The organism is Alsobacter sp. (assembly GCF_059501845.1).
Genome location: NZ_JCACDK010000011.1, coordinates 313300 through 337918, shown reverse-complemented (window position 1 = coordinate 337918; position 24619 = coordinate 313300). Strand labels below are relative to the sequence as shown.

Below are 24619 nucleotides of genomic sequence, written 5' to 3'. Positions count from 1 at the left end.
TTAAATCCGCTTGAATAGTTCATCGAAACGGTCCTCGAAGAAGCCTTCAGGCCATTCGTCCACGAAGTCTCCATCCTCGTCCAACCGAAGCGGAATGACGCGACTTCCTTCCCCATTTGCCCCGGGCTCGACGTACAGGACAGAAACGTGCGAAGGAGCGATTGCTTTCTCTCGTATTCTCCTTTGAAGTCGGAGCATCAGAGACTCGCTGTGGGTTTCGATGATCCATTGGTTGCCGCGCCCGTCCGCGTCGGTTCCGCGCTGGCTCGTTGCGATGAATAGGTCAGCGAGATGAGCTTGTAGCTTCGGATGCAGGTGTATCTCAGGCTGCTCTACGCAGATCGTTTTATTCGCCGCAACCAGACCCTCGACGATAATTGGGAGAAGCTGCCCGATTCCGAATCCAACGTCTGAAGGAGCTACTTCGACTTTTGTGCGCTTGTCTGTAAGGTTGATCGAGATGATTTCACCGGCTGTCTCATTGCCAAAGTGACGAGGCGTGATCTGGTACGGGATTCCAAAGTCAGCGAACCACCTGTCGATTCTTTTCCTGATCTCCGCACCCTTCGAAACGATAACTTGCGGCGTGTTCTCGCCCTTCGTCCCAACGGTCTCCACTTGGCCACCAAACCGGAGGTAGTGCCGAGCAGGGGGGCTTCGAAGTGGACCGAGATAGGAGATACTGGAGATCTGCTGCATAAACTCCGCAGTGAAGCCGTCCAGTAGATGGAGAGACGTACCCATCATTCGGCCATAAGGACTGAACCGAATGCCTTCGCCCTCCTGCGTCATGATGTAGGACGGCAGAAACTCCGGGCCGCTAAAGACGCTGTCCCGCAAAAAGCGACCGAATTCGGCCTCGTGTTCGGGGTCATCGATGTTGGGAAGGTTTGCGCGGCTCGCCGCCAAGTTAGGGTTTCGAGCAGCTCTGCGCTTCGTTGAGTCGATAAGAAATCTACCAAGCGAAACAGCCGACGAGTCATCCGCGAACTTGAAAAAAGCAGCGTCTGGACTGATTAGTCGCCTTTCGGGCCCGAACTCGGGATCAGTCACGCGGACAAGATCGACCCGAAACCCAGCCAAACCTGCCGTTTCTCCGAGTGAGTAGGACAACGCGCAGAGTTCGCTCGAAGTTAAACGCCTGCTGCCAACCTCCTTCGCGCTCTGAAACTGCATCATAACTGCGCGCGTAGCAGCAGCAGGTGGGGCGAAAGGATAGCGACGAGCAGGGTCTGAACTTCGTGAGATACTAACTCCGATCTGGAGCTTTCGTCTGACGTTGTGCCCGAAAAGAATGGATTTGAACGTACCAAGGTCAACGATTTCGCCGCGTGGTATTAGTTTGCTTGATCGCTTGGCAGACATACTGAACGACTGCTTCAGAAGCAGGAGCGACTGAATGATGGAGCTTTTTCCGCCCGAATTAGGCCCGTAAATAAGCGTGATAGGCTTCAGCGGAATGTCTTGGAGACGGCAGAACGCTTTAAAATTGTCAAGTTTGAGATGTGTGATCATGTTCTTTCACATGGTGGGCTGCCGAGAGCAAAAGCCTCAAACCGTTTCGAGCACGTCCTCTTTGGTTATCGCCTTGGCTTCGTCGTTGTCCGAAAGGTACTGCTTATTGGGCGTCAACGGCACCCCGTCACGTATGTGCATCAGAACAAGCCTGTGGACCTTGCGAACGAACTCCACATCCTCACGATCAAGCGGACCCTTTTCCGCGTGGTGGGTCACCTGCCGAGCCTCATTGATCTTAGTAATCCAGCGCGGAAGCAGCCCCTTTTTGCCCTTCCCATAGAAATTATAGTGGCTCTTAAACAGTTTCTCCCAATTATCCTTGTACAAAACGATTGCGGGGTAATCGATCAAAAATATATAATTCCAAGGATCGCGTTCGCCTTCTTTTTTGTTGTGTTTCTCGGCTGCCGGAATTCTGACGTTTTCTGGAACGCCCTTCATCCACCAAGCGTTCTTTTCTGTACCGTAAGCCTCTTTCAACTTTGTCGTCACGTCGTTGAAAAGTATCTCATTGATCTCGTCAATCATAGACCTAGCAATCTTGGTGCCCTCGACATCTCGCTTCTCCAGATACTCTTTCACCTTTGGAGGGCAAAATTCAGGGAGAGCCTCGCTGATAATTGCCATCATCTGCTTCGCATTTTGACCAACAGTCAGGAGTGAACTCCCTCGGCTTCTGAATGCGGCAATTTGCTCATCGGAAGCAGACTGAAAGTATTCCACCAATGGTTCGACATACGGGATCAATAAATCTACGATGTCGTCAGCATCGCAATTCACAAATTTCACGCTGTTTTTGTCTTCCACGAAGATAATTAGCTCCTTTAGAACCATAAGGAGTGAGCGCGTGCCATTATTTGTACAGAGATAGCCACCTTTCGCGTCACCAAGTTTCCAGTGATCCGGCATCCCACTGGCGAACACATTTAGATAGCCCGCGAGCACTTTTGAGGCCTTGGCCAATGTCTTTTTTGAGCTTCCGCTCGCGTGGGCCAACGGCCCCGGATAAAGGTGCGGCTTCCCGCCTTTCGGAGCAACCACAGTTCCTACAAAGTTGTTTTCGTCAATGCCATCCTGCATTGATGTCTGGCTCAAACAGCAGAATGAATTCTTGTCTTGCGATACGGTATTCACTCGCCCATTGATCGGACTTCCAGTCATCGAGTCCATGTACAAAGGGATTCGTGCGCAGATCGCTTCCAAACGTTCAGCAGGGTCTTCAGATTCGATATTCAGCGATGCGATCAGCTCATTGGACAGCTTTCTGGAAACCTTGATCTGCTTCGTGTTAATGTCGATGAACAGTTTCACCTCGTCAGCAGGCGACAGGTTCTCGTATGCGAGCACAGAAACGACAGCTTGGGCTTCTTTCTCGTCTTTGAAGCGGGTAGCGTGCCCGTATCCATACAAACGATGCTGGCCATCGATTACCCACGCTGATCCGTATTGACCGGGAAGGTGCAAGGTTCCAACAGCAGTATCGCCCACCTTCTCGCGAACATCAAATTGAAGCGGCTTATCTGTCTTTATGTTGACGACGATGTTGGTAGGAAACGTACCTCCTTCGTCAATGTACTGGCCGATCTCGGAGAGCCGCTTGCCTTTGACCATCCGTTGGTATGACTCAAAATCGTCTTCTGCTGACTTCGCCTTATGGCTGATGTACGCGATTTTCAGAAGCTCAAACGGCGAAATGAGAAGATTGTAGAAAGTCGTACTTCCCACACGGCCCCTAGTTGCGGGAGCTTTCTCCCGCTTCAGGCCCTCAACAGTTTCGCCGCGTAGATACTTCGACAGAAATTGGTATCGAGCCGCGTGCTTTAGGAGATCAGCGAGCTGATTAAAATACTTCAACTCGTCTTCGGTGATTATCGGGATTTTGGCTTCTGCACAGCGCTCCCGATCATTTGCCTTGAGGTCAATGTTACGGGTCGCAATCGCAAATTTTATCTTCAGCTTCGTCTCTTTGCCATAATGGGAATGAATAACCTTTATGACATCGTCGCGCATGCCATTGATTTTGTCGATGAGTATTTTGATCGACTTCTTTTTGGGGTCTTCGGCCTGTGTACATTCGATAACGAACGCTACGTCATCATCCTTCGCAAAGACATCGATTTGTCGGGGCTCCGTCGTCTCACTGAGCTTCATTGAGAAATGACGAATCTCGTTCATTTCCTTGAAGCCGAGCCGGTAGAGAAGAGACCAAACGTCATCCTCTAGCTGTCTGTCGCTAGGCTTGCGTTTACGGATGCGGATCGACCGCCTGTTGCGCTTGGCTTCTTCCCAGCCTTCCAGCTTTGCAGCTTCGAGCTTTGTCTCCAGCGCGGGGACAGTTGCAGCCGTGAGGGTATCCTCATCGAACTTCTTGGCCCGCTTCACCGATGCGGATTTCAAGGCTTCGCCGGATACCAATCCCTTCAAAATGTCAGCCATGAGCGCCCCAAGTCAGCTTGTTAGCTACAGACTTGCCGAAGAGCCTCAATTAATCTTCTAGCCTGTTCGCGATTTGTGACGATGCGACTCACTATGGATAACGCCTCGTCAAGCACGAGCACAGACTGTTGCGCTTGAGGCCGCAAATTCATCAGTTCAAGGTCGAGGGACGCCAGCGTTGCGGACAGTTCGCCAGCCGACTGTTCTGTAGCCTTGATCTTAGCTAGCTTTGCCTGCGCACGCTGAATGGCGGCTCGCAGGCTTGAAATCTCTGCGCCGGAAAGATTGCCAAGCTCAAGCCGCGTCCGGGTCGTATCGCAGGTGTTGCGCGCGATAGTCACGATGTTTCTGGCGACCGACTCCGTTCGGCATCTATTGGAGATGGCAAGCGTGATGGGTTGGAGTTGGGCAATGAGGTTATAGGCGTGGTGATTGAGTTCGAAGTTATCGCGTCGCCCATTCGGGATCACACGACGGTCCAGAATGCTGACCTCGCCAATTGCCCATCCATTGAACCGTTCCTCTCGGAAGGTGTCTTGGAACAGGTCATCCTCACCGATCTGCACGTTGCCAGACCGCGCTCTGAGCCCCCTTATGTCCAAGTTCTGCGGGATGCTCCGCGTGTAGTCATGATGGCCAAGCCACCCGACCGCCCCGACCTCTCCGTCTACGTCAGCAAGTTCAAAGAACTCGACGGAGTTAATGCGGACGGGGGGTGATCCGTTCGAAAAGACGTACTCGTTTTTGAATGGCCGGTAGATCGGTTTGCCTGCGATGATCAATCGAACTGGTGGATTCACTCCGTGTTTGTCGAGGTGAGCTTGGATCGATGGGCCAAATTCAAATTCCGGCGAAAACGCGACCGGCGCGACTTGGGCTAGGTAGCGCTCAATCGCCTGCTCATTCAGCAGCAAGTCGTGGCGATGGCGCGAAACGTCGCGCATGGTGACCTGAAAAAAGTGCTCCTCCGTCGCATCCGCAGGCTCAAGCCAGAGGGTCACTGATTCCGAGATAAGGCTCTTCAGGTCGCCCGAGTATGCACCGTCAAGGAGGCGAGAGCGTAGAGCTTTGCAGTCCCATGATATGACGGCGACACTCTGGTCTCCCTCCGCTTTTGTGCGGAACTCAAGTTCCTTGCAGTAGGCAAGTCCCGAGAGGCGGCCCACTCCACGAAAGCCTCGTGCCTTGGTGCCCCGCTTTGGCGAACCGCCAATGGCAAGCATGGTCTTGAACGCATCACGGATTGTGATGCCGACCCCGTTGTCTCGAATGACGACGGAACGAGCTGCGTGATCAAACTGGAACTCGATCTGACCTTCACCATCGGACAACAATCTGCGGCCTAGGGCGGCGTCAATGGAGTCCCCTGCGTTTTGGACATACTCGCGATAGACTGTCATCGGGGACACGTACATGCCCGACGTGACCAGTTCGATGATGTCCTTACCGACAGCGATCAGGTCAGGGGCGGCCAACTCCCCATTGGGGACGGATCGGGCAGCACGCGCCGTCATGCTGCAACTTCCGTTGTCTGTGCCGCGATGCTCTGCGACAAATCGTCAAAGTCCAACCCGGCGTCCTCCACGATTTCCTCGTCGCTCAATCGGATGTCAGCCGTCGGGCGTGCCAGTCTAGCTCGTTGGAGCCTCTGAATTTCCGCCTCCTTGCGCTTGGAAAGCGGCTCGTAGAACCGCGCCACACGCCGAAGTTGGCGATCAGAAATTTCGTCCAGATCGGCAGCGAAGTTGCTCGGATTTCGATCTGAGAGGTAAGCGAGAAGCTCAACCTTTTGGCTCTCTGAGAGCCTCCTCATTTCGGCCTGATACTCATCAAGCTCTGGCCGTCCGTCGTGCTGTTCGTACCACTGTCTATTGAAGATCATGTGGTGCGGGCGGGCGAGGATTTCCTCGAACTCTGTATGCGAGGAGCCAAAGGCGGCCTTGTAGAATTCGGGCTCCCCCGAAACGACCCCATGCGTGGCCTGAAGGACGATTTGCACCGAGCGAAGATAGAACCTGTTCCACTTGGCCCCGATGTGAGACCTGTCAGGCAAGTTGGTCGGCTGGTAGCGCATAGGAAATGAGTAAATTCGTATTCCAAGCTCCTCGTTCAATCGAACGTTCAGATGCATGCGTTCAAACAAATCCATAGGAGTGTCGTGAAAGTTATACAGCATATAGTTCGACAGGTCATTCAATCCAAATTCATGGGCGATCCGAATAGACTTCTCATAGGGATCGCGAAGCCCTAGATGATCAAAAGCTATACGAAGGGGGCTCAAGCATATGCTTGAAAGCTCCTTCAGGTACATCTTGTCCTTGCAAAGAATGCGCGCATCAACCCCTTGGTTGAAGTCAACGCGACGCTGAGAGGCGACTCGCTCGCCCGGTCTTTGGAGCTTCGCGTTCGGGACAAAACCGAGGTCGCGAATTTCTGCGATAATCTCCTTGAAACGGGTAGACGCAACAACATTGTTGTCCATGAGGATGAGGTCGCGCTTGGGACCGTACATCCTGTCCACGCTTGCCACGTACTCCAGCAGCGGTGTGGCATCACGTTGAGCGCCTTCCAGTTTCGGCACTCCGCAAAAGTGACATTTCCTGATGCAGCCACGCGAGGCATAGGCGAAATATGCATCCCTGACCGGGTAGCGGTATTCGATTTGGTCAAGGATAGAGTAATCAGGAACCATGTCCTCGATGGGCGTGCCATCGCGTTCGGAGGCGTAGAAGTCGCCGTCGTCCTCATCCAATTGGAGCGCCTCACCGGCTGGCTTGTCGAGCAGGCCCTTGATGAAGCGGATGCCCCGCCAGCGCGGCTCCGTCAGAAACCGTTCATGCATAAGCGAAGCAGCAATGCCACCCACGAAGATGCGTTGCGTTTGGCCCCCTACCAACCGAATAGCATAGTCGATGGTCTCAGCGATCTTCTGAAATTCAAAGGAGAAAAGGGTCGTTATATACACGCGGTCCCATGCAACTGTCTCGACAGTTTTATCTTTGCCCTTGATGAACCGCACGTCATCCCGCTTACCATAGGGGCCGTGATATTGGGCAATCTTCATTAGCCCGAGAGGTGGGTACTTGTTCTTGTATCCGGGCTCAATCAGAAGAATTTTCTTGTTCGCCATAGAATCGCTCCGACCGTCCAACCTATCTCATGAACCTGCCGCCGTCGATCCGCGAAGCGAGCGTGGCTGGACACCTCCTCTGCGTCGTCCAACGAGAAAGGGTATTCGATTCTACAATGCCCAAGCTAGGCTTCGCTGTATTCGTCCACCGCGTTTAGGGCTCCCCGTTCCGTGCGAAGGGGGCAGGACGGACAACCTTCCGTTGCACCCCTTGTTTGTTCCTGTTATGTTCTATTCTGGAGGGTTGTGAGATGTCCATCGAGCGTCTTGGTCAGTTCATCGAGGTGGAAGGCGAAGACGGAGTCCGCAACGTGGTCCGGGTGAACGCCATTCAACTCCTATGCGATGTGGACGAACTGCGGGAGGAGACGTTTATGATGGTGGCGAACCGGACCATTCTGGTGCGCGAGCCGCTGGACGAAATCCGAGAGGTGCTGGCCGAGGTCAGTCCGCGCTCCCGATGCGGATAATTTGGCCGAGCGTCATCTTGCTCGCCACAAGGCCGGTGCTCCGAAGCTGCTCGATTAGGCAGGCCGGTGCGCGATACTCCCAATCCCCCGGCCAAAAGTCGCTGCACGCCTCACCTGACCAATACCCAATGGCATTGACGGAGCTTGGGTCTGCGGCAAGTGCTGCAAGCCAGCCCGTGTGGCTTCTCTCGACGGACCCGAGGGGGCTTACTTCATAAACATACGAGCCACGCCCGTTAGTCAAACCTGCTGCGAGGATGACGTTGCTTGCGCGGGGGCGGCACCTTGCTGGCCTGTGCTCCTCCAGCAGAACGTGATGGAGGGGCCGAGGAAGAGGCGCAAGCAAGAATGGCGTCACTTCACAGCCAATCTGAAACCGCCGCATTGTGGCGAGAAATAGCCGATCTGTTGAGAACTCACAATAGCGCATCTCGTATTTATTTCGCCGTGTTGTAATCGAGGCTCTTCGTTTACGACTTATCTTCGGAAACAGATTGAGTAGAGAATAGTAGTTCGAATCTAACATCTTCAATGACAATTGCGAAACGCCGATGGTTTGTGTATATATGACCTGCGGCGTGCGAAAGAGTGCGCGTAATGCGTGGGTCAGAAGCGTATCCACTGGAAACCGGCGCGGAACATACGCGCACAGACCGGCAAGGCCGCTCGATTGGCGAAACGCCAGCCGGTAATTCCAACCAGTCGGTCAGTGCCGGTCGGCTGCGCCACACAGTGGTGTCGCTTCTTCCAGAGTCGATGCCAATAACAGAAGCAGAACTCCACGTATTAGGTGTGCTTCTACGTGCGTTGCCGAAAAGCCCATATGTTCAGAAAGGACATGAACGCTATGTTCGACAACAAGCAGAAACGCCGATACACAACGACAGAACGTAGGGCACTTGCCCGTGGCAGAGTTGTTGAAGAAAAATCTCCTTACGTTTTGGAGAAGCGAAAGGCGGCAATATACGTCCGTGTGTCTGACGACGGTAGCGTAGAGAGTAACCTCTCGATCCCAAGTCAAATCGAACTGCTAAAAGAATACTGTGAGAGGGGCGACATTGAGGTCTACAAGATTTACATTGAGCCGGGCGTAACTGGTACTAATGATCGGCGTCCTGCATTTCAGACTATGATGTCTGACGCACTGAACGTTGTCGTGCCGCCGTTCCAGCTAATTCTTGTTCACTCGTTGAGCCGCTTCTTCCGTGGAGCCGCAAGCTTCGGGGAGTATGAGAATCGGCTGATTTCTGTGGGTGTTCAAATCATTTCGCTCACCCAATCATTTTCGAACGATACAGGCGGCTTCATCGGGAAGCGAGTTACAAATGTATTTGATGAATACCACTCGCTTCGAACGTCGGTTGATGTTCGCAGATCGAGAATTCACTTGGCGAAATTGGGGTTTTGGCCGGGAAGCCTCCCGCCGCTGGGGTATAAGCTGGAGGACGTGCTGGACAATGGGCGTGTCAGAAAGCGGCCCATAATTGATGACCAATTCGCGCCTGTAATCCAATTGATCTACCAGTTGGCGCTCCTTGGAACGGGTGAGGGGCCGCCCCTTGGCATCAAGCAAATCACGAAGCATCTAAATTCGAATGGGTACAGAAATCGAAATGGAGGCCGCTTCTCTCTCGACCTTGTGCATCGAGTCCTCACCAATACGGCATATATGGGCGAATACCGCTTCAATGAGGTGCCTCGAAAAGATCCGTTTTCGGAGTCCCTACAGGGCACAGTGATCATCCCCGTCCCGGCTTTGATCTCTCCCGCCAAGTTCGAAGAGGTTCAGCAGCTTTTGGAAAGGAGGAACCCCATAAAGGGCGGCAAGGCAATTAGCAGCCCGCTCCTGCTGTCGGGGTTGGCGTACTGCTCGTGCGGGTGCGCCATGACGCTCCGCACGGGGAAAGGCAACGGCGGAGTGTACCGCTACTACCACTGCAATCGCACTCTTCGGCAGGGAAAGTTCGACTGCTTCGTTCCGTCTGTGCCCGAGGCCATCCTCGATGCAGTGGTGCTCGGAGCCGTGAGAGAGAAGGTAATGAACCCCTACCGGCTTTCGGCCATGCTGGAAGCCCTTGAGAGGCGGCGGGCCGAATCGGAGTCTCACGCTGCCGACACACTCGGTGGCCTTCGGGCCTCCCTGCGGGAAATCGACCGCGAGATCGAGCGGCTCACGTTGTACCGTACTGACATACCCGATCTGAATAAGGTGCCTGCGATCAAGGAGAGGGTAGAACTGCTCGCCCGCGAGCGCATCCAAAAATCTGACGAAATCGTGCGCCTTGAAAAATCTGATAGGCCGCTGTTTGCGGTCACGGCAGATAAGATAAAGACGTTTACAGGCCGTGTTGAAACGATCCTATTCGGACCTAACCGGGCGATTACGAAGACATACCTGATGCGGCTAATTCACCGCGTCAACGTTTCAGAAAGCCAGATCACAATTACTGGCTTAGATTTCGATACGGAACGGGTCGTTTCCGAGGAGGGAGAGGAACTCCCCGACGGCGAAAAAGGCGGCATAGGATCGGTTCGCGGATATGTACGTAGATGGTGCCCCCTGCCGGAGTCGAACCGGCACGCCACGAGGACCCGGCATTTTAAGTGCCGTGCGTCTACCAGTTCCGCCAAGGGGGCGACCGAGGGGAGCGACGGCCGTGGATAGCACGGCCGTGGGGGTGAGCGAAGCGGGTGCCGCGCTCAGGTCGGGTCGAACACCGTGGCCAGGATCAGGCGCTGGCTGGCAACGAGAGGCTTTGCGCGCTCGCGAAGGCCGGGCATGCGCGGATTCTTCTCGTGGCGGGCGACGGCCGGCTCGTCGGAGTAGAGCTCGTTGATCAGGACCTTGTTGGGGACGGGCGTGCCGTTCCTCTCGATAGGCTTGATAATCTCGAAGCGGAGGCACCCTTCCTCTTCCTGCAGCGTCAGCCGGGCGTGCTCGCGGATAAGCTCCAGGTACTGCTCCTCGCAACCCGGGTTGGTCTCGACCTCGACGATGATGGCGTGATGCGTCATGTGGCATGTCCTCCCGCAAGGACCCTAGCCTCAGGCGGAGCGTGCGCGCCAGAGCGGCCGGCGCGCTGCTGGCCGGAGGGGCGCGATCTTGCGCCGCAGGCCGGTCCGTGGCAGCGGGCCGTGAAAAGACGGCATCGCGGGGAAACTTGTCCCGCACGCGGCGTTGGGTGGCTCCTCGATTGGAAAACGGAGATCACCCAATGGCTTCGAACATGTTGAAGATGATGATGGTGGCCGGCGTGACGCTGACGCTCGGCATCGGTGGTGCGCTGGCGCAGAGCGGCGGCGGTGGCGGCGGTGGAGCAGGCGGCGCCGGCGGCGGCGCGGGTTCGGGCGGCGCGGCCGGCTCCGCCGGTGGTGCAGGCAATGGCACCGGTATGGGCGGCGGCATGGGCGCAGGCAACGGCAACGGCCAGAACGGCGGCGCCGGCAACTCGCTGTCGAACGGCACCACCGGCACGGTCGGCGGACAGTCGAACCAGAGCAATTCGGCCGGCCAGGGCGGCCGCAGCAACCTCGTGCATGGCTCTGACCAGTGCCGCCAGATCCTTGCCAGCCCGAGCTCGTACGCAGCAGCCGACGTGACGGCCTGCCGCTGACCCGGCATCTCCTCCGCCCAGCCCTCGTGGCTGGGCGGACCTCTTGAATAAAGAAGCCCCCGGGTGGCATTATCGCGCCCGGCGGAAAACGCGAACTGGACTGAACCGCCGGGCGCGAACGGGCCGAGTGGAGTGAAGCCCGACCCGCGTTGTTAAATTAACATAAAACTTGTTGCATCACGGTCAATTTCGCATGGCTGATCGGTGACGTTTCATATGGGTGGTTTCCACCCGTACAGCCAGTCATAGCGCTGCCTGAGCCCGTCTGCCCCCAGGCGTCGAAGCACGACGTCCCGGGCAAGCGCCAGGGGCGAGCCGAGATGATAGGTCCTGGCGTTGTCGCGAGCCGCCTTCTGCACGCGCTGAGCCCTCGGCCGGCGTTCGCGCTGGTAGGCCTCGAGCGCTTTGCCAATGTGCTGCGGCGTAGTCCGCAGATTGGCGGCAAGCACGGCCGCATCCTCGATGGCGAGGGCTCCACCCTGGGCGAGAAACGGGAGAACGGGGTGGGCCGCATCGCCCAAGAGTACGATCCGGCCAGCCAGCCAGGGCCTTTTCAGATGGTCGTGCAGCGACCAGACCTGCCACTCCCGTGCCGCCGTGAGGAGGTGCTGGACATCGCTCGTCCAGCCTTTCAGGCGCGCCTTCAGGACGGTCGCGTCGCCCGGCCGCGCCCAGTCCGCCGAGGCCGGCCCGTCCTCGGTCACCGCGACGACGTTCAGTTCATTGCCGCCCCGGACGGGGTAGGCGACGACATGCGCGCCGGCACCCAGCCACAGCGTCGTCTCACGCCGGCGGAGGGGAGGGGGAGCGTCATCCATGGCCATCGTCGCGCGCCAGGCGTTGCAACCCGAGAAGACCGGTGGCTGCGGGCGCCCGGCGACGATCTCCGCCGTTCTGGACCAGATCCCGTCCGCTCCCACCAGCAGCCGCCCGCGCCATTGTTCGGCGCCGCTGCGGGCCTGCGTCTCGACCGTTACGGCATTCCCGTCCTGCGTGGCCGACTGGATTTCCCGGCCGAAGACGAGGCGCACGCGCGGATGTGAGCGCACCTTGTCGAGCAGCATCATCTGCAGGTCGGCACGGTGCACGAGGATGTAGGGTGCCCCGTAGCGCTCGCGCATGGCGGGTCCGAGCGGCATTTCCGCGAGCACCTCGCCGCGTCGTGCACGCCGCACGACGAGCCGCTCGGGCTCCGTGCCGGCGCGCATCAGGGCCGGGCCGAGCCCCAGGGCGACGAGGATCCGCGATGCGTTGGGCGACAGTTGGATGCCTGCGCCGACCTCGTCGACCCGTGTGCGCTTCTCCAGCACCTGCACGGTGTGGCCATCGCGCGCCAGGGACAGGGCGGCCGTCAGGCCCCCGATGCCGGCCCCGGCGACGAGGATCGGCAGTTCCGCTTCGGACATGTCGGAACGCCCCCGGAGGGGCCGCGGTCAGGCCGCGGCCTTGTCACGCCACAGGCAGCCGGGCGGATCAGTTTCCGCGCCGTGCAGATGGGGGTCGAAATGGTAGAGCGTCGAGCAGTAGGGACAGACGATCTCGCTCTCAGAACCCATGTCGAGGAAAACATGGGGATGGTCGTAGGGCGGGCTCGCGCCCACGCACATGAACTCCCGTTCCCCGATCCGGATGCGCGCCACGCCGGCATCGTTGGAGAAGTGCGGGACCATGTGGTTTGCCATGAATCGTGCTCCGGACGGCTCGTTTGCGCGGCGCACCATACTGGGTGGGGCCGGGCTGCGCCAGACCCTTGCGGACCCGTTCCGGCGCGTTGCGGGGCGCGCGTGCGGCTTCTATGGTCTCGCGCCGAGCGGAGCCTGCCATGCACTTCTTCTCTTCGTCGGGCGTGCGCATCGCCTATGTCGACCTGCCGCCCGAGGAGGGGGACGGGGAGCCGATCGTGCTGGTGCACGGCTTCGCCTCCACCCATGCCGTGAACTGGCTGAACACGGGCTGGGCCAAGACCCTGAACCGTGCCGGCCGCCGCGTGATCGCGCTCGACAATCGCGGTCATGGCGAAAGCGAGAAGCTTTACGATCCCACCGCCTACGCGACGCATTTGATGGCAGCCGACGTGCTGGCGCTGATGGACCATCTCGGCGTGCAGCGGGCGGACGTGATGGGCTACTCGATGGGCGCGCGCATCACCGCCTTCATCGCCATGTCCGAGCCGGGCCGCGTGCGCTCCGCTTTGCTGGGCGGCCTCGGCATCCATCTGGTCGACGGTGTCGGCCTGCCGCTGGGCATAGCCGATGCCCTCGAAGCGTCTTCGCTCGACGACCTCACCGATCCCATGCAGCGCATGTTCCGGGCGTTTGCCGAGAAAACGGGTGGGGACCTCAGGGCCCTGGCAGCCTGCATCCGCGGTTCGCGACAGACCCTCACCCCTGAGCAGGCCCGCTCCATCCGGGTGCCCCTGCAGATCGCGGTCGGTACGAAAGACGAGGTGGCGGGAGATGGGCATGCGCTCGGCGCGTTGATCCCGGGCAGTGTCGTCGTCGACATCCCGGGGCGCGACCACAACCTCGCCGTCGGCGACAGGGTGCACAAGGAGGCCGTGGTCGCGTTTCTCGAGAGGCGGCCGTAGCGCGACCCTCATCTTCCTGAAAAGAGTCCGGCGCCTGCTGCAAGTTGTTGATCACTGACGACTTTAGCGGCGTCAGCGTCCCCGAAACTCCGGGGAGCGCTTGGCGAGAAAGGCGTCCCGGCCCTCGCGGTAATCCTCGCTGTCGAAGCATGCGGATGCGAGTTCTTCCAGTTCGGCGGGCTGCGCCGCATCAGGCAAGCCTGCCGCAGCGTCGATGGCGCGTTTGGCTGCCGTCAGTGTCAGCGGCGCGTTGGCGGCGATCGTGGCAGCCAGCGCCTGCGTTTCCGCTTCGACATCACCGCCCGGGACGATCCGGCTGAGGAGCCCGGCCGCGAACGCCTCAGCCGCGCCGATGCGCCGGGCCGTCAGGAACAGGTCCTTGGCGAAGGGCGCGCCCGCAACGGCGACCAGTTGCGCCATGGCCCGGGGCGGATAGCCGAGGCCGAGGCGTGCGGCCGGGATGGCGAAGACGGCGTCGTCGGCGGCAATCCGCATGTCGCACGCCATCGCCAGGCCGAGGCCGCCGCCAAGGCAGAAGCCGCGGATCATCGCGATCACTGGCCGGCGGCAGGCCGATACGGCCGCGAAGGCTGCCTCGTTCGCCGCCTCGTAGGCCCGGGCTCCCTCGGCCGTGGCCCTGACCGTTTCAAATTCGGCGATATCGGCGCCGGAGGCGAAGGCGGCATGGCCGGCGCCGCGGATCACGATGACGCGAACTTCCGGCTCCGCCTCGAGCGCGCTCAGGAGCTCCGGAATCGCCTTCCACATGGCGAGGTCGAGCGCGTTGCGCTTTTGCTGGATTGTCGATTGCCAGCGTCGCGACCGGGCCGCGTATGGACGCCACGAGCCGGGGGACAGGGCTGGCCACCGGCTTCGCCGCAAGCGCGTCTTCACCCATTTGCATCGTTGCCCTTCCCGGGTCGCGGCCCTGTGCTAATTATTGCATTGAAGCTAAACGCGCGGAGCGTGCCATGACTGTACACACCTACCCCAAGGGGGAGATGCGCCAGAGTATCGAGCGTATCGATCCCGTATGGTCCCGCGTCCGCGAAGAAGCGGAAGACATTGCCCGCCGCGACATCGTGCTCGGCGGGTTCGTCATGTCCTCCGTTCTCAACCACAACACGCTGGAGCAGGCCATCGCCCACCGCGTGGCGAGCCGCCTCGGCCACGCCGCCGTGCCCGGCGACCTGATCGAGCAGGCATTCGCCGAGGCCGTTGAGGCGGAGCCTTCCATCGGCGAGGCGATGCGCGCCGACATCGTGGCCGTCGCTGACCGCGATCCCGCCTCCCAGCGCTATATCGAGCCCGTCCTCTACTTCAAGGGCTTTCACGCCATCCAGACGCATCGCCTCGCGCACTGGCTGTGGCGCACGGGCCGGCGAGATTTTGCGTTGTATCTCCAGAGCCGTTCGTCGGAGGTCTACCAGACCGACATCAACCCGGCCGCACGCATCGGGCGCGGCATCTTTCTGGATCACGCCACCGGCCTCGTCGTCGGCGCAACCGCCGTGATCGAGGACAATGTCTCGATGCTGCAGGACGTGACGCTGGGCGGGACGGGCAAAGAGATCGGGGACCGGCACCCGAAGGTCCGCAAGGGTGTGCTGATCGGCGCCGGCGCCAAGATCCTCGGCAACATCGAGGTGGGCCGCTGCGCGCGTGTCGCCGCCGGCTCGGTCGTGCTGCGTCCGGTACCCCCAAACACCACGGTGGCCGGGGTGCCGGCGCGTGTCGTCGGCGAGGCCGGCTGCGCCGAGCCGTCGCGCAGCATGGACCAGCTCCTGGTCGAGAATTTTCAGCTCGACGGCCTCGGCATCTGAGCCGGGGCCCAGTATCGGGTCCGCCGGGGACGAGCGGTGAAGCCGGCCGCGCTTGCGGCCCGCCTCCCGACGTGGCAATCCCGTGGCACGTCGCGGCCCGGCCGCATCAGCCCCCGGGGAGGCCATGGACAAGACCGAGCTCCTGAAACTGCAGAACTACCTTCGCCGCCTGTTCAACAACAGCGCGATCAAGGTGGTCGCCCGGCCGCGCAAGACCGATTCGGCAGAGGTGATGATCGGCGAGGAGTTCGTGGGCATCGTCTCTCTCGACGACGAGGACGGTGACCGCTCCTACGCGTTCAACATGTCGATCCTCGACGTCGACCTGGAAGACTGACCGTCCTTCTCAGCGCAGCATCGCTTCGATTCGCGGCAGTGCGTCGGACACCATCGCCTCCCACGCCGCCGCATCGGGCGGCGTGAAGCGCAGCTGGATGTCTATCCCCCGGCGCCGGAACTCGGCCAGGCATTGCGGCGGTGCGCCGTCCTGGCCCGCCGCTTCGCAGCGCGCCGTGAAGCGCCGCCCGTCTGGCACTGCGAAGAGCACGTATTCCCCGGAGTAGGGCGAGCCGGCCCGCAGGCCGCGGCGGATCAGGCCGGCCGGACCGCTGGCGACCTCCGCGGTGAAGAAGCGTGGATAGAGGCTGGACACCCGCGTCTCGGGCGCCGGCGTATCGGCTGCGGGCATCAGCGTCACGGCGAGCCGCATCTCTGCCGCGCCCGGAACGGCTGTCAGAGGCAGGCGAAGGTCGAGCCGTCCTGCGGCGGGCGTTCCGCGCACCAGGGCGGCCGGAGCCACCACCTGAACAGGGCCCAGAGCCATGCGCACCGGCGGCCGCTCGCGTGGCTCGGCCCGTCGCAGAAGCGCCGTGCCGCCGAGCATAACAGCTGCGGCAACGCCTGCCGCGAGACCTGCAATCGCCAGGCCTGCCAGCCGGATCCAGACGGGTAAGGCCGGCGTCCGCGGAGAAACGCGGTCGCTGGCAGCATCGAGGGTGGTCATATGCGCCTCGCGGTAGCTCGAAACAGGCGGCGAGCCTTAACCATCCCTAAAGGATGTCCTTTAACGGCTCGTTAAGACCAAGGAATATGCCGCGTCTGCTTCTGCCCCGTGCGGAGCGTCCCGCCGGAGTACTTCCCCTTGCTGTCGCTCACTCCTGAAACCGTCGGTGCGTTTCAGGCGCTCGTCGTCGGTGTCTGCGCCGCCGGTGCCCTCGCCACGGGGTTCGAAGCCTTCACGACCCGGCGCGCCGGCTTCGAGCTGCTGGAAACGGGTGGGCCTGCCGCCGTCGCGTCGGTTCCGCTGGTCGTGTTCACCGCTCCCTTCATCATCCTGCGGAACACGCTGAGAGGCAGGCGCTTCGAGCGCCGGCCGATGGGCTTCGTCGCGGTGGCGACCATCATCGCCTGCCTCTGGGGCCTGGCATCCGGGCGGGTGATCCTCGACCTCGTCGGCATGCTCACCTGAGGCGAGCCAGGGAGGGTTGACGCCGCGCGCCGCTTCCGCGTGAACTCCCGGCATCGGCCGCCTCCCGGCCCGGAGAACACGCATGCCGCTCTATTCCCTGGAAGGACGCGCCCCGGAGGTCCCGCCTGCCGGTCACTACTGGCTGGCCCCGGATGCCCACGTCATCGGCGCCGTCAGGCTGGCGTCGGACGTCGGCATCTGGTTCGGCGCCGTCCTGCGCGGCGACACCGAGCTGATCGACATCGGGCGCGGCAGCAACGTCCAGGAGGGCTGCGTGCTGCATACCGACCCCGGCTTCCCGCTCACGGTCGGCGCGGACTGCACCATCGGCCACCGGGCCATCCTGCATGGCTGCACCGTGGGTGACGGGGCGCTGATCGGCATGGGCGCGACGGTGCTGAATGGCGCGCGGATCGGGGCGGGATCCCTGGTGGGAGCGAACGCTCTCGTGACGGAGGGAAAGGAGTTCCCGGAGCGCTCCCTCATCGTTGGGTCGCCGGCCAAGGCAGTGCGTACGCTCGACGACGAGGCCGCCGCGCGCCTCGTCGAGGCGGCCCGGCGCTATGTCGAGAACTGGCGCCGGTTCGCCCGTGGAATGGCGAGGATCGAGGCCTGAGCTGTCAGGCCCGCGCAGTCCGCGGATCCTGGTTCGGGCGCGGCTGGTAATGCGGGTCTGTTGACCCGCATGCCTGCGTCCCCGAGGGGGCAATCAGTGTCCAGCGACGGTCATGCCGGGCGAGCCGGGCTCGCCGAGGCGCACCCACACGTTCGGATCTTCCTGCGACTGGCGCTTGATGTAGCCGTAGCCGGTGTCACCCCAGGGCAGGACCTTGCTGGTCTTGCTGTCGAGCACGTAGTCGCCGCGGTCGGTGGCGACGGTGAGCACGGCATGGCCCGCGCCGGTCTCGTCACGGACGACGGTCATGAGAAGCGCCTGCCGCGGGATGCCGGCCTTCATCAGCATGCGCCGCTTGAGGAGTGCAAGGTCCTCGCAGTCGCCCTTGCCGTTCTCGGGGTAGGTCCAACGCTCCTGGACGCCGTAGAGGGCGATATCCTCGACCTGCTCGATGGTGGCGTTGACGACGCGGTTCACCTTGACGATCTCGCCCCAGGTGGCGTCGTTCAGCACCACTTTGCGTGCAGGCAAGCGGGGCACGCGGCAATCGTCCGCATGGCCGTTGCGGCAGAAGTCCTGCCAGCCGATCGGACCTCGCGTTTCCTCGAGAACCGCCATCGGGAACGATGCGACGATGGTGCGGCCGGGTGACGCCGACTCTGCTGCACCGCACATAACGAGAGCCAGGCTCAAGAAACCGGCCCGGAATCCGAGAATACGCCGCATCGGATGCCCCACCCCACTTGGTAAACAAGAGGTTAATCGAGGGGACGGGGATGCCGCAATGCAATGGTGAAGGAAGGGTTAACGGATCGGGCTCCAATGTGGCGCCGCTGCAGCGTGAGCTGGGCGAAAGCCCGAACGAAAAGGAGCCGGCTCCGCGGGGGAGCCGGCTCCGGCGGTCCAGAACCGGGACGGGAAGGGATGGGACGTCGGCCGGGATCGCCGGGGAAGGAACCGGGATGGGCGGCACCCTCTCGCGATCATCATCGCGTGATCGCGTTAGGCCGGGCTTTCATGGAACGGTCGGATTGTCGGAAAGCCGCAGCGCCGTCTCGTCAGAGAACGACTTCCTCTCCGAATTCCTGGTCCGGCAAGGTGCGCAGGAACTCCACCGCGATTCCGCCGTCGAAGTGGCGAACGACCTTGGCGGACGTCTTGCCGATCATCACGGGCGATCCGATGGGCGGCTGGATCGGCGAGGAGAGCGCCGCACCCGAGAGCGAAATGTCGATGACCCGCACGCCGATCTCTGTGCCGTCGCCGAGCCGCAGGATGGCCCCGGTCGCGCGCGGCACGATGCGCTCGTGCCGGCGATCCTCGGGCAGGCCGAGTTCGTGGCGGTTGGCGAGCCAGGTGAGCTGCGTCGCCAGCTTGTCCTGCTTGCGGCGCGTGGCCGTCAGGGCGACGGCGAAGCCATTGTCGAAGGTGCGGGCGATCTTGCCCTCGACCCGGCCGACATGCTCGAAATAGATGATGACGCGCTCACCGACCTTGCCGGTCACGGGGGCGAAAACCGCGACCCCGCCGGGTGAGCAATCCTTGCTCTGACAAGGAAATTCGGTTCGGTTCTCCAGCATGAAGCGGCCGAGCAGCACGACGGGCACGCGCTGGTGGCGCCGACGCTCCACCGTGCGTTGCTGTGGCTGTGCGGCCTGCATCATTGGACGGAACTGACCTGGGGTTACGGATCGATCGCATGCAGTATTGCGTCAATCCGTAAACACCGGCTTTACCGAACCCGGATCCTCGCTGCCCTGACGCTCGTCTTCGCGGCCTCCGGTGTAGACCGAGAGATGGCCGCGCCGTTCCGCCGGCTTGAGACGCTCCGCCAGACGTCGCACGAGCCCGAAGGCCGGTGCGTCCGGGCGCGCCACCGCGGGAACGAGCATGCGGATGCCGGTGATCGCCTGGGTCGTGACCGGATCGAGCCCGATCCACGGCGGAGCCTGTTCCGCCGTGATGCAGCCCAGCAGGCGCGCATGCGTCTTCCCGCCGTGCCGCAGGGGAAGGAGCAGCAGCTCCAGTTCGTGCGTCGTCCCGCCCGCCGTGCGCGCCGCGACGCCGGCCACGGCACCCGCCATCTCCGACAGGACGCCGAGCACAACGTCCCGGCCGGATCGCGCCTCGGCGGCGGGCCAGAGGTCGAGAAACGACACTCCCTTCAGATCGCGGCCGTACAGCGCACAGACGCGGGTCCCTGCGAGGCGGAAGGGGAAAGTCTGCGCGGGATCGACCTCCAGGATGAAGGTGTCGGCGAGAATGTTGCGGATCACGCCGGGATCGAGCTCCGACCGCTCCGGCGCCGTGCGTTCGCCACGCAGCGCGTCCCAATAGTCGAACAGGGTCCGGGATGCCGGATGTTTCATGCTACGCGTCCCGTAACCCCACGCACCGGCTCTGTGCCGGCGGCTTCCCGACGGCCCATCGCCACTATCGTCTCGCATCGGTCCGGCCATGTCACGGCCTTCGTCCCGATGCGGGACCCTCGCCCCTCGGCCTGCCCCGGACCGGGACAGACAGGGCTCGTCCCAGCCGGCCTTGCAGCGGCCGTGCCATGCGGCAGGCGGGCTTGATCGGGACGCCCTGCCTTGCGAAGAAGGAGGGCGAGGCCGGGGCCTTGTGGAGGGACCGGGTCCTTGGAATTCCAGAAAGAGCCGATGTTCAACGTGCCGGGCGCGGTGATCGCCACGGTTCTCGTTCTGACCGGAATGTATGTGCTGCAGGCCTACGTGCTCGACGACATCGAGCTGATCCTCCAGCTGGCCTATTTTCCGGTGCGGTTTTCGGTGCTGCTCGGGTACGATCCCGTCCAGATCCTCACCGACAGGCTCTCCCTCGACCCCGGAAACGTGGAATTGCAGCAGCGCCTGGCGCTGGCACGCGAGCTTGTCGACGGCGATTCCGTCAAGCCTTGGACGCTCTTCACCTACTCGCTGCTGCACGGCGGGTGGATGCACCTCATCCTCAACTGCGTGTGGCTGCTCGCCTTCGGCACGGCCATGGCTCGGCGCTTCGGCCCGGTGCGGTTCGTGCTCTTCCTGATCGTCACCGCGGTGGCGGGAGCGCTGGCGCACACGGTCACGCACTTGCACGACGTCATGCCCGTCATCGGGGCCTCGGCGGCGGTGTCGGGCTGCATGGCGGGCGCGATGCGCTTCGCCTTCCAGCCAGGGGCCCCGCTCGGCACAGGCCGGTCCTCGTCGGACCAGGGGTTTGCGCTGCCGGCCCATACGCTTGGCGGCGTCCTCTCGGACAGCAGGGCCATGCGCTTCCTCATCGTGTGGTTCGTCCTGAACCTTGCGACAGGCATCGGCGCGAGCAGCTTCGGCATCGTCGATGCCACCATCGCCTGGGAAGCCCATATCGGCGGTTTCCTCGCGGGCCTGCTTCTCTTTCCCCTGTTCGATCCCGTCCCACGCTATCCCGTCTGATCTTTTGGGGGGCGGGACCTCGTGTTGCGGGGATGCCGGGATTGGCGCACACTCGCGCTCCGAGTGCCGTGGATTCCGGCCTCATCAGCCGGACACCTCCGCGGCCTGGAAACAGGAAGCCCGGCGACGCATCGGGCTTCCATGGGAGAAGCACGATCCAGGAGGCGCACATGACGATTGCCCGAATCCTCGACGCTAAGGGCAGGGACGTCGCCACCATCCAGCCGCATCGCACGCTCGCCGACGCCGTCCAGCAACTCGCGGATCGGAAGATCGGCGCGCTGGTCGTGGCCGGCGCAGACGGCAAGGTCGTCGGCATCCTGTCGGAACGTGACATTGTTCGCGCGCTCGCGCTGGGCGCGCAGGTCCTGAACGACCCGGTGTCACGCTACATGACCTCCCGGGTGGTCACCTGCACGCGCGAGATGCTGCTCGTCGACGCCATGGAGGAAATGACTGCGGGCCGCTTCCGTCATCTTCCCGTGGTCGAGGACGACCGGCTCGCCGGCATCATCTCCATCGGTGACGTCGTGAAATTCCGCCTGCAGGAAATCCAGCACGAGACACAAGCTCTCAGGGAATACATCACGACGGCCTGAGCCGCCTCACCCCGTCCTGGTCAGGGCCTCCGTGGCGGTCTGCAGGTCCTCCATGGCGTGGGCGACCGCTTCCTCGCCCAGAGCAATGGCTTCCTCCGCCCTGTGGAAGTCGAAGAGCCCGATGCGGCCGAGCTTGGGCTTGATGTGGACGTCCGGCGGGTCGCCGGCGAGCCGCGCCCGCGCGATGCGGTCCTGCGTGATGTTGAACGCGTCCACCATGACGCTGGCGAGGCCGGGATCGCTGGCTGGGCGGCGGCCCATACGCTTCTGCAGGCTCCGGGCGGCGCCGATCACGGGCGAGAACAGGCCTTCGGCAATGGTCTCGGCCATCTCCTCGCGCGGCACGTCGCCGCCATGGTCGGGAATGACGGCACCGCGGCCCATCATGTCGTTGTTCAGGTTCACGGCGATCACCAGCTCTGCCGCGAGCGCCCGCGTGACGGTGACGGGAATGGGATTCACCAGCGCGCCGTCGAAGAGCAGCCGGCCACCGATGCGGACGGGGTCGAAGATGCCGGGCAGCGCATAGGATGCGCGCATGGCGTGGACCAGCGGACCGCGCGTCAGCCAGATCTCGTGGCCGCTGCGCAGTTCCGTGGCGATCGCGGCGAAGCGTCCGGGCAGGCTCTCGATCGTTCGGTCCTGCAGGTCACGATCGAGCAGCCGGCGCAGGCGCTCGCCGCCGATCAGGCCGGAGCCGATGTGAAAGTCCATTAGCCACAGCACGCGGCTTTTGGTGAGCGACCGGGCAAACACCTCGAGCTCGTCCAGCTTGCCGGCGGCATGGCAACCTCCGACCACGGCCCCGATGGAGGTTCCCGCGATCACATCGGCCTCGTACCCGGCCCTCGCCAGTGCGCGGATAACGCCGATATGGGCCCAGCCGCGGGCTGCACCGCCGCCCAGGGCAAGGCCGATGCGAGGCCGCCGTGACGCCCGAGGCGAGGCTGACGACGCTGGCGAACCCGCGTCCTGCTGCCCCGCGTGGTCCGCGGGGGCGCGGGGTGGCGGTCGGCGTCCCAGCAGGTCATTCAGCATCGGATGGTCCCCGGAGAGGGCGTCTACAAATTAGCGCAAACGCTGCGCATCGCGGATGAAATCCACGGGAACGGTGAAGATCGCGCCGCTCAGGCCCCGGGATCGAGTGTCAGCATGGGCGAACCGTCCGGCCCCTCGGTCACGAGGCGATAGAAGCATGTCCGGCGGCCGGTGTGGCACGAGCCGCCGTCACCGGCCACGCGCACCTTCAGCACCACGCAATCCTGGTCGCAGTCGACCCGCATCTCCACGACGGTCTGGACCTGGCCGGACGTGTCGCCCTTGTGCCAGAGGCTGGAGCGGGATCGCGACCAGTACCAGCCCTCGCGGGTCGCGATGGTGCGGGCCAGCGCCTCGTCATTCATGTGCGCGACCATCAGGATCTCGCCCGTATCGGCGTCCTGCACGACAGCCGTGACAAGGCCGGCCGCGTCAAAGCGGGGCGTCAACTGGGCGCCCTCCTCGACCTCGACGCGACCGCCCTTCGGGCTGAAATGAGCGTGCCTGGGTTGGTCCATGATCCAAAACGCCGCGGGCGGCGCTCCCGATGAAGCGCCGCCCGTCTAGCACGTCGTCATGCGTCTGCCGAGAGGCGGCTCAGCGAAGGCCGCGCACCATGGTCAGAAAACGCGCCTGCTCGGCCGGATCGTCGCGGAAGACGCCGGTGAACTGGGTGGTCAGCGTCGAGGCGCCCTGCTTCTGTACGCCGCGCATGGACATGCACATGTGCTCGGCCTCGATGATGATGGCGATGCCCCGCGGCTTCAGCGCCTCGTCGATGGCCGCGACGATCTCTGCGGTCATCGTCTCCTGCGTCTGCAGGCGGCGAGCGAATACGTCGACGACCCGCGCAAGCTTCGACAGCCCGACCACGCCCTCGCTGGGGTAGTAGCCGATATGCGCTTTCCCAACGAAGGGCACCATGTGGTGCTCGCAATGGCTGCTGAACGGGATGTCGCGCACGACGACCATGTCGTCGTATCCCGCAACCTCCTCGAACACGCGCGACAGAACGTCGTCGGCGTTCTCCCGGTATCCGCGGAACAACTCCTCATAGGCTTTCACGACGCGCCTGGGCGTGTCGACCAGGCCCTCGCGGTCCGGATCGTCCCCGGCCCAGAGGATCAGCGTGCGCACGGCCGCTTCCGCCTCCTCCCGCGTCGGGCGTCTGACATAAGACTTGTCGGCAATCGGCAACGCCGGTCGCGCGGACAAGGGCTTAACCACGGCATCCATGTGGAGCCTCCCGCTTCACTTACGCACCGTCTACGACCGGCCGGTCGGACCGGACCATCGTCGCGGCCGTTCGCCGCACCGGCCCCGCTGGCGTGAGACGCTGCCGTCGCAGCCCCGCCATGCTCGCAACCGGTGCCGCGACGCTCTATATAGAGCGTCTGCTTCAGAAACGTCACCTGTTCGATCCGAGGTCGAGATGCTCGACGACATCTACAACAAGCGCATCCTCGAACTGGCCGCCGACATCCCGCGGCTCGGCCGACTCGCCGCGCCGGATGCCACGTCGACGGCCCATTCCAAGCTGTGCGGCTCGACCGTCACGGTCGACGTCAGCATGGACGGCGATACCGTGACCGACTTCGCCCACGACGTGAAGGCGTGCGCCCTGGGGCAGGCCTCCTCGTCCATCATGGCCCGGCACGTCGTCGGCTCGACCGCGGAGGAACTGCGGGCGTTGCGCGAGAGCGTGCGGCGGATGCTGAAGGAGAACGGCGAGCCGATCCGCGAAGGCAAGTGGGCCGACATCGCCGTGCTGGAGCCGGTGCGCGACTTCAAGGCCCGCCACGCATCCACTTTGCTGACGTTCGACGCCGTCGTGGACGCGATCGGCAAGATCGAGGCCGCCCGCGAGAGGCAGGCGGCGGAGTAGG

General features: G+C 62.3%; 25 protein-coding genes, 1 tRNA gene and 1 pseudogene. 11 read left to right on the top strand and 16 right to left on the bottom strand.

Features of this window, described 5'->3' with window-relative positions:
• The 4 genes from AC5JCN_RS09045 to AC5JCN_RS09030 are packed head-to-tail and all read right to left on the bottom strand — an operon-like array spanning position 1 to position 7084.
• Positions 1 to 1515 carry an AAA family ATPase gene (locus AC5JCN_RS09045; protein WP_495754705.1) on the bottom strand — a complete coding sequence of 505 codons (1515 nt, stop codon included), beginning with the start codon at positions 1513 to 1515 and terminating at the stop codon, positions 1 to 3.
• Between the two features lie 36 nt (positions 1516 to 1551).
• Entirely contained in the window at positions 1552 to 3954 is a 2403-nt protein-coding gene (locus AC5JCN_RS09040) for a DGQHR domain-containing protein (protein WP_495754704.1), read from the bottom strand.
• A gap of 20 nt (positions 3955 to 3974) precedes the next feature.
• The gene (locus AC5JCN_RS09035; RefSeq protein WP_495754703.1) at positions 3975 to 5468 is read right to left on the bottom strand and encodes an ATP-binding protein; all 1494 of its coding nucleotides are present in this window, start codon (positions 5466 to 5468) and stop codon (positions 3975 to 3977) included.
• The gene (locus tag AC5JCN_RS09030) at positions 5465 to 7084 is read right to left on the bottom strand and encodes a radical SAM protein (RefSeq protein ID WP_495754702.1); all 1620 of its coding nucleotides are present in this window, start codon (positions 7082 to 7084) and stop codon (positions 5465 to 5467) included. The genes AC5JCN_RS09035 and AC5JCN_RS09030 overlap by 4 nt, the downstream gene beginning before the upstream one ends.
• Before the next feature lie 251 nt (positions 7085 to 7335).
• Here AC5JCN_RS09030 and AC5JCN_RS09025 point away from each other — a divergent pair, with 251 nt between their 5' ends.
• Positions 7336 to 7554 carry a hypothetical protein gene (locus AC5JCN_RS09025; protein ID WP_495754701.1) on the top strand — a complete coding sequence of 73 codons (219 nt, stop codon included), beginning with the start codon at positions 7336 to 7338 and terminating at the stop codon, positions 7552 to 7554.
• An 823-nt stretch (positions 7555 to 8377) separates the two neighbouring features.
• Positions 8378 to 9571: pseudogene (locus AC5JCN_RS09020) on the top strand (recombinase family protein); the annotation flags it as partial.
• Positions 9572 to 10105: 534 nt separating this feature from the next.
• On the opposite strand, the gene AC5JCN_RS09015 reads toward AC5JCN_RS09020, so the two are convergent.
• Both AC5JCN_RS09015 and AC5JCN_RS09010 read right to left on the bottom strand, forming a co-directional pair.
• Positions 10106 to 10191 (bottom strand) — tRNA-Leu (locus AC5JCN_RS09015).
• Between the two features lie 63 nt (positions 10192 to 10254).
• Positions 10255 to 10569, bottom strand: a complete 315-nt coding sequence (locus AC5JCN_RS09010; protein ID WP_495754700.1) for a putative quinol monooxygenase — start codon at positions 10567 to 10569, stop codon at positions 10255 to 10257.
• 200 nt (positions 10570 to 10769) lie between these two features.
• On the opposite strand from AC5JCN_RS09010, the gene AC5JCN_RS09005 reads away from it, so the two are divergent.
• Entirely contained in the window at positions 10770 to 11168 is a 399-nt protein-coding gene (locus tag AC5JCN_RS09005) for a hypothetical protein (RefSeq protein ID WP_495754699.1), read from the top strand.
• Between the two features lie 212 nt (positions 11169 to 11380).
• Here AC5JCN_RS09005 and AC5JCN_RS09000 read toward each other — a convergent pair whose 3' ends face one another.
• Both AC5JCN_RS09000 and AC5JCN_RS08995 read right to left on the bottom strand, forming a co-directional pair.
• A complete protein-coding gene (locus AC5JCN_RS09000; protein ID WP_495754698.1) occupies positions 11381 to 12574 on the bottom strand; it encodes an FAD-dependent monooxygenase in 1194 nt (397 codons plus the stop codon).
• 27 nt (positions 12575 to 12601) lie between these two features.
• On the bottom strand, positions 12602 to 12850 hold the full coding sequence (locus tag AC5JCN_RS08995; protein ID WP_495754697.1) for a zinc-finger domain-containing protein: 249 nt from the start codon (positions 12848 to 12850) through the stop codon (positions 12602 to 12604).
• A gap of 140 nt (positions 12851 to 12990) precedes the next feature.
• Between AC5JCN_RS08995 and AC5JCN_RS08990 the strand changes: the two genes are divergently transcribed.
• Positions 12991 to 13755, top strand: coding sequence for an alpha/beta fold hydrolase (locus tag AC5JCN_RS08990; protein WP_495754696.1), 765 nt, complete (start codon positions 12991 to 12993; stop codon positions 13753 to 13755).
• A 72-nt stretch (positions 13756 to 13827) separates the two neighbouring features.
• Here the strand turns inward: AC5JCN_RS08990 and AC5JCN_RS08985 are convergent, their stop codons facing one another.
• Positions 13828 to 14523, bottom strand: coding sequence for an enoyl-CoA hydratase-related protein (locus AC5JCN_RS08985; RefSeq protein WP_495754695.1), 696 nt, complete (start codon positions 14521 to 14523; stop codon positions 13828 to 13830).
• Between the two features lie 203 nt (positions 14524 to 14726).
• Between AC5JCN_RS08985 and cysE the strand changes: the two genes are divergently transcribed.
• Together cysE and AC5JCN_RS08975 are read left to right on the top strand one after the other, a co-directional pair.
• Entirely contained in the window at positions 14727 to 15578 is an 852-nt protein-coding gene (gene cysE / locus AC5JCN_RS08980) for a serine O-acetyltransferase (RefSeq protein WP_495754694.1), read from the top strand.
• Positions 15579 to 15702: 124 nt separating this feature from the next.
• Positions 15703 to 15915 (top strand): DUF3126 family protein, encoded by a 213-nt coding sequence (locus tag AC5JCN_RS08975; RefSeq protein ID WP_495754693.1) that lies wholly within the window; start codon positions 15703 to 15705, stop codon positions 15913 to 15915.
• 9 nt (positions 15916 to 15924) lie between these two features.
• Here the strand turns inward: AC5JCN_RS08975 and AC5JCN_RS08970 are convergent, their stop codons facing one another.
• Positions 15925 to 16581 (bottom strand): hypothetical protein, encoded by a 657-nt coding sequence (locus tag AC5JCN_RS08970; protein ID WP_495754692.1) that lies wholly within the window; start codon positions 16579 to 16581, stop codon positions 15925 to 15927.
• 141 nt (positions 16582 to 16722) lie between these two features.
• Between AC5JCN_RS08970 and AC5JCN_RS08965 the strand changes: the two genes are divergently transcribed.
• Positions 16723 to 17046: a DUF6949 family protein gene (locus AC5JCN_RS08965; protein ID WP_495754953.1), complete on the top strand. Its 324-nt coding sequence runs from the start codon at positions 16723 to 16725 to the stop codon at positions 17044 to 17046.
• 82 nt (positions 17047 to 17128) lie between these two features.
• Positions 17129 to 17662: a gamma carbonic anhydrase family protein gene (locus AC5JCN_RS08960; RefSeq protein WP_495754691.1), complete on the top strand. Its 534-nt coding sequence runs from the start codon at positions 17129 to 17131 to the stop codon at positions 17660 to 17662.
• 93 nt (positions 17663 to 17755) lie between these two features.
• Here AC5JCN_RS08960 and AC5JCN_RS08955 read toward each other — a convergent pair whose 3' ends face one another.
• From AC5JCN_RS08955 to AC5JCN_RS08945, 3 genes are all read right to left on the bottom strand, one after another.
• On the bottom strand, positions 17756 to 18388 hold the full coding sequence (locus tag AC5JCN_RS08955) for a transglutaminase-like cysteine peptidase (RefSeq protein ID WP_495754690.1): 633 nt from the start codon (positions 18386 to 18388) through the stop codon (positions 17756 to 17758).
• 332 nt (positions 18389 to 18720) lie between these two features.
• Positions 18721 to 19326 carry a PilZ domain-containing protein gene (locus tag AC5JCN_RS08950; protein ID WP_495754689.1) on the bottom strand — a complete coding sequence of 202 codons (606 nt, stop codon included), beginning with the start codon at positions 19324 to 19326 and terminating at the stop codon, positions 18721 to 18723.
• 48 nt (positions 19327 to 19374) lie between these two features.
• Complete coding sequence (locus AC5JCN_RS08945) at positions 19375 to 20031, bottom strand: PAS domain-containing protein (RefSeq protein ID WP_495754688.1); 657 nt, start codon at positions 20029 to 20031, stop codon at positions 19375 to 19377.
• A gap of 270 nt (positions 20032 to 20301) precedes the next feature.
• Between AC5JCN_RS08945 and AC5JCN_RS08940 the strand changes: the two genes are divergently transcribed.
• Together AC5JCN_RS08940 and AC5JCN_RS08935 are read left to right on the top strand one after the other, a co-directional pair.
• Positions 20302 to 21096, top strand: coding sequence for a rhomboid family intramembrane serine protease (locus AC5JCN_RS08940; protein ID WP_495754687.1), 795 nt, complete (start codon positions 20302 to 20304; stop codon positions 21094 to 21096).
• Between the two features lie 170 nt (positions 21097 to 21266).
• On the top strand, positions 21267 to 21695 hold the full coding sequence (locus tag AC5JCN_RS08935) for a CBS domain-containing protein (protein ID WP_495754686.1): 429 nt from the start codon (positions 21267 to 21269) through the stop codon (positions 21693 to 21695).
• 6 nt (positions 21696 to 21701) lie between these two features.
• Here the strand turns inward: AC5JCN_RS08935 and AC5JCN_RS08930 are convergent, their stop codons facing one another.
• The 3 genes from AC5JCN_RS08930 to folE all read right to left on the bottom strand — a co-directional run bounded on the left by AC5JCN_RS08930 (position 21702) and on the right by folE (position 23969).
• On the bottom strand, positions 21702 to 22733 hold the full coding sequence (locus tag AC5JCN_RS08930) for a patatin-like phospholipase family protein (protein ID WP_495754685.1): 1032 nt from the start codon (positions 22731 to 22733) through the stop codon (positions 21702 to 21704).
• Between the two features lie 89 nt (positions 22734 to 22822).
• Positions 22823 to 23251 carry a phosphoribosyl-AMP cyclohydrolase gene (gene hisI / locus AC5JCN_RS08925; RefSeq protein WP_495754684.1) on the bottom strand — a complete coding sequence of 143 codons (429 nt, stop codon included), beginning with the start codon at positions 23249 to 23251 and terminating at the stop codon, positions 22823 to 22825.
• A 79-nt stretch (positions 23252 to 23330) separates the two neighbouring features.
• Positions 23331 to 23969 carry a GTP cyclohydrolase I FolE gene (gene folE / locus AC5JCN_RS08920; RefSeq protein ID WP_495754683.1) on the bottom strand — a complete coding sequence of 213 codons (639 nt, stop codon included), beginning with the start codon at positions 23967 to 23969 and terminating at the stop codon, positions 23331 to 23333.
• 196 nt (positions 23970 to 24165) lie between these two features.
• Here folE and AC5JCN_RS08915 point away from each other — a divergent pair, with 196 nt between their 5' ends.
• Positions 24166 to 24618 (top strand): iron-sulfur cluster assembly scaffold protein, encoded by a 453-nt coding sequence (locus AC5JCN_RS08915; protein ID WP_495754682.1) that lies wholly within the window; start codon positions 24166 to 24168, stop codon positions 24616 to 24618.
• Position 24619 lies beyond the last annotated feature (1 nt).

Excerpts from the sequence above, each read along its gene's own strand:
- AC5JCN_RS09045 (WP_495754705.1), bottom strand. The coding sequence starts at position 1,515 with ATGATCACACATCTCAAACTTGACAATTTTAAAGCGTTCTGCCGTCTC.
- AC5JCN_RS09040 (WP_495754704.1), bottom strand. The coding sequence starts at position 3,954 with ATGGCTGACATTTTGAAGGGATTGGTATCCGGCGAAGCCTTGAAATCC.
- AC5JCN_RS09035 (WP_495754703.1), bottom strand. The coding sequence starts at position 5,468 with ATGACGGCGCGTGCTGCCCGATCCGTCCCCAATGGGGAGTTGGCCGCC.
- AC5JCN_RS09030 (WP_495754702.1), bottom strand. The coding sequence starts at position 7,084 with ATGGCGAACAAGAAAATTCTTCTGATTGAGCCCGGATACAAGAACAAG.
- AC5JCN_RS09025 (WP_495754701.1), top strand. The coding sequence starts at position 7,336 with ATGTCCATCGAGCGTCTTGGTCAGTTCATCGAGGTGGAAGGCGAAGAC.
- AC5JCN_RS09010 (WP_495754700.1), bottom strand. The coding sequence starts at position 10,569 with ATGACGCATCACGCCATCATCGTCGAGGTCGAGACCAACCCGGGTTGC.
- AC5JCN_RS09005 (WP_495754699.1), top strand. The coding sequence starts at position 10,770 with ATGGCTTCGAACATGTTGAAGATGATGATGGTGGCCGGCGTGACGCTG.
- AC5JCN_RS09000 (WP_495754698.1), bottom strand. The coding sequence starts at position 12,574 with ATGTCCGAAGCGGAACTGCCGATCCTCGTCGCCGGGGCCGGCATCGGG.
- AC5JCN_RS08995 (WP_495754697.1), bottom strand. The coding sequence starts at position 12,850 with ATGGCAAACCACATGGTCCCGCACTTCTCCAACGATGCCGGCGTGGCG.
- AC5JCN_RS08990 (WP_495754696.1), top strand. The coding sequence starts at position 12,991 with ATGCACTTCTTCTCTTCGTCGGGCGTGCGCATCGCCTATGTCGACCTG.
- AC5JCN_RS08985 (WP_495754695.1), bottom strand. The coding sequence starts at position 14,523 with ATGTGGAAGGCGATTCCGGAGCTCCTGAGCGCGCTCGAGGCGGAGCCG.
- cysE (WP_495754694.1), top strand. The coding sequence starts at position 14,727 with ATGACTGTACACACCTACCCCAAGGGGGAGATGCGCCAGAGTATCGAG.
- AC5JCN_RS08975 (WP_495754693.1), top strand. The coding sequence starts at position 15,703 with ATGGACAAGACCGAGCTCCTGAAACTGCAGAACTACCTTCGCCGCCTG.
- AC5JCN_RS08970 (WP_495754692.1), bottom strand. The coding sequence starts at position 16,581 with ATGACCACCCTCGATGCTGCCAGCGACCGCGTTTCTCCGCGGACGCCG.
- AC5JCN_RS08960 (WP_495754691.1), top strand. The coding sequence starts at position 17,129 with ATGCCGCTCTATTCCCTGGAAGGACGCGCCCCGGAGGTCCCGCCTGCC.
- AC5JCN_RS08955 (WP_495754690.1), bottom strand. The coding sequence starts at position 18,388 with ATGCGGCGTATTCTCGGATTCCGGGCCGGTTTCTTGAGCCTGGCTCTC.
- AC5JCN_RS08950 (WP_495754689.1), bottom strand. The coding sequence starts at position 19,326 with ATGATGCAGGCCGCACAGCCACAGCAACGCACGGTGGAGCGTCGGCGC.
- AC5JCN_RS08945 (WP_495754688.1), bottom strand. The coding sequence starts at position 20,031 with ATGAAACATCCGGCATCCCGGACCCTGTTCGACTATTGGGACGCGCTG.
- AC5JCN_RS08935 (WP_495754686.1), top strand. The coding sequence starts at position 21,267 with ATGACGATTGCCCGAATCCTCGACGCTAAGGGCAGGGACGTCGCCACC.
- AC5JCN_RS08930 (WP_495754685.1), bottom strand. The coding sequence starts at position 22,733 with ATGCTGAATGACCTGCTGGGACGCCGACCGCCACCCCGCGCCCCCGCG.
- hisI (WP_495754684.1), bottom strand. The coding sequence starts at position 23,251 with ATGGACCAACCCAGGCACGCTCATTTCAGCCCGAAGGGCGGTCGCGTC.
- folE (WP_495754683.1), bottom strand. The coding sequence starts at position 23,969 with ATGGATGCCGTGGTTAAGCCCTTGTCCGCGCGACCGGCGTTGCCGATT.
- AC5JCN_RS08915 (WP_495754682.1), top strand. The coding sequence starts at position 24,166 with ATGCTCGACGACATCTACAACAAGCGCATCCTCGAACTGGCCGCCGAC.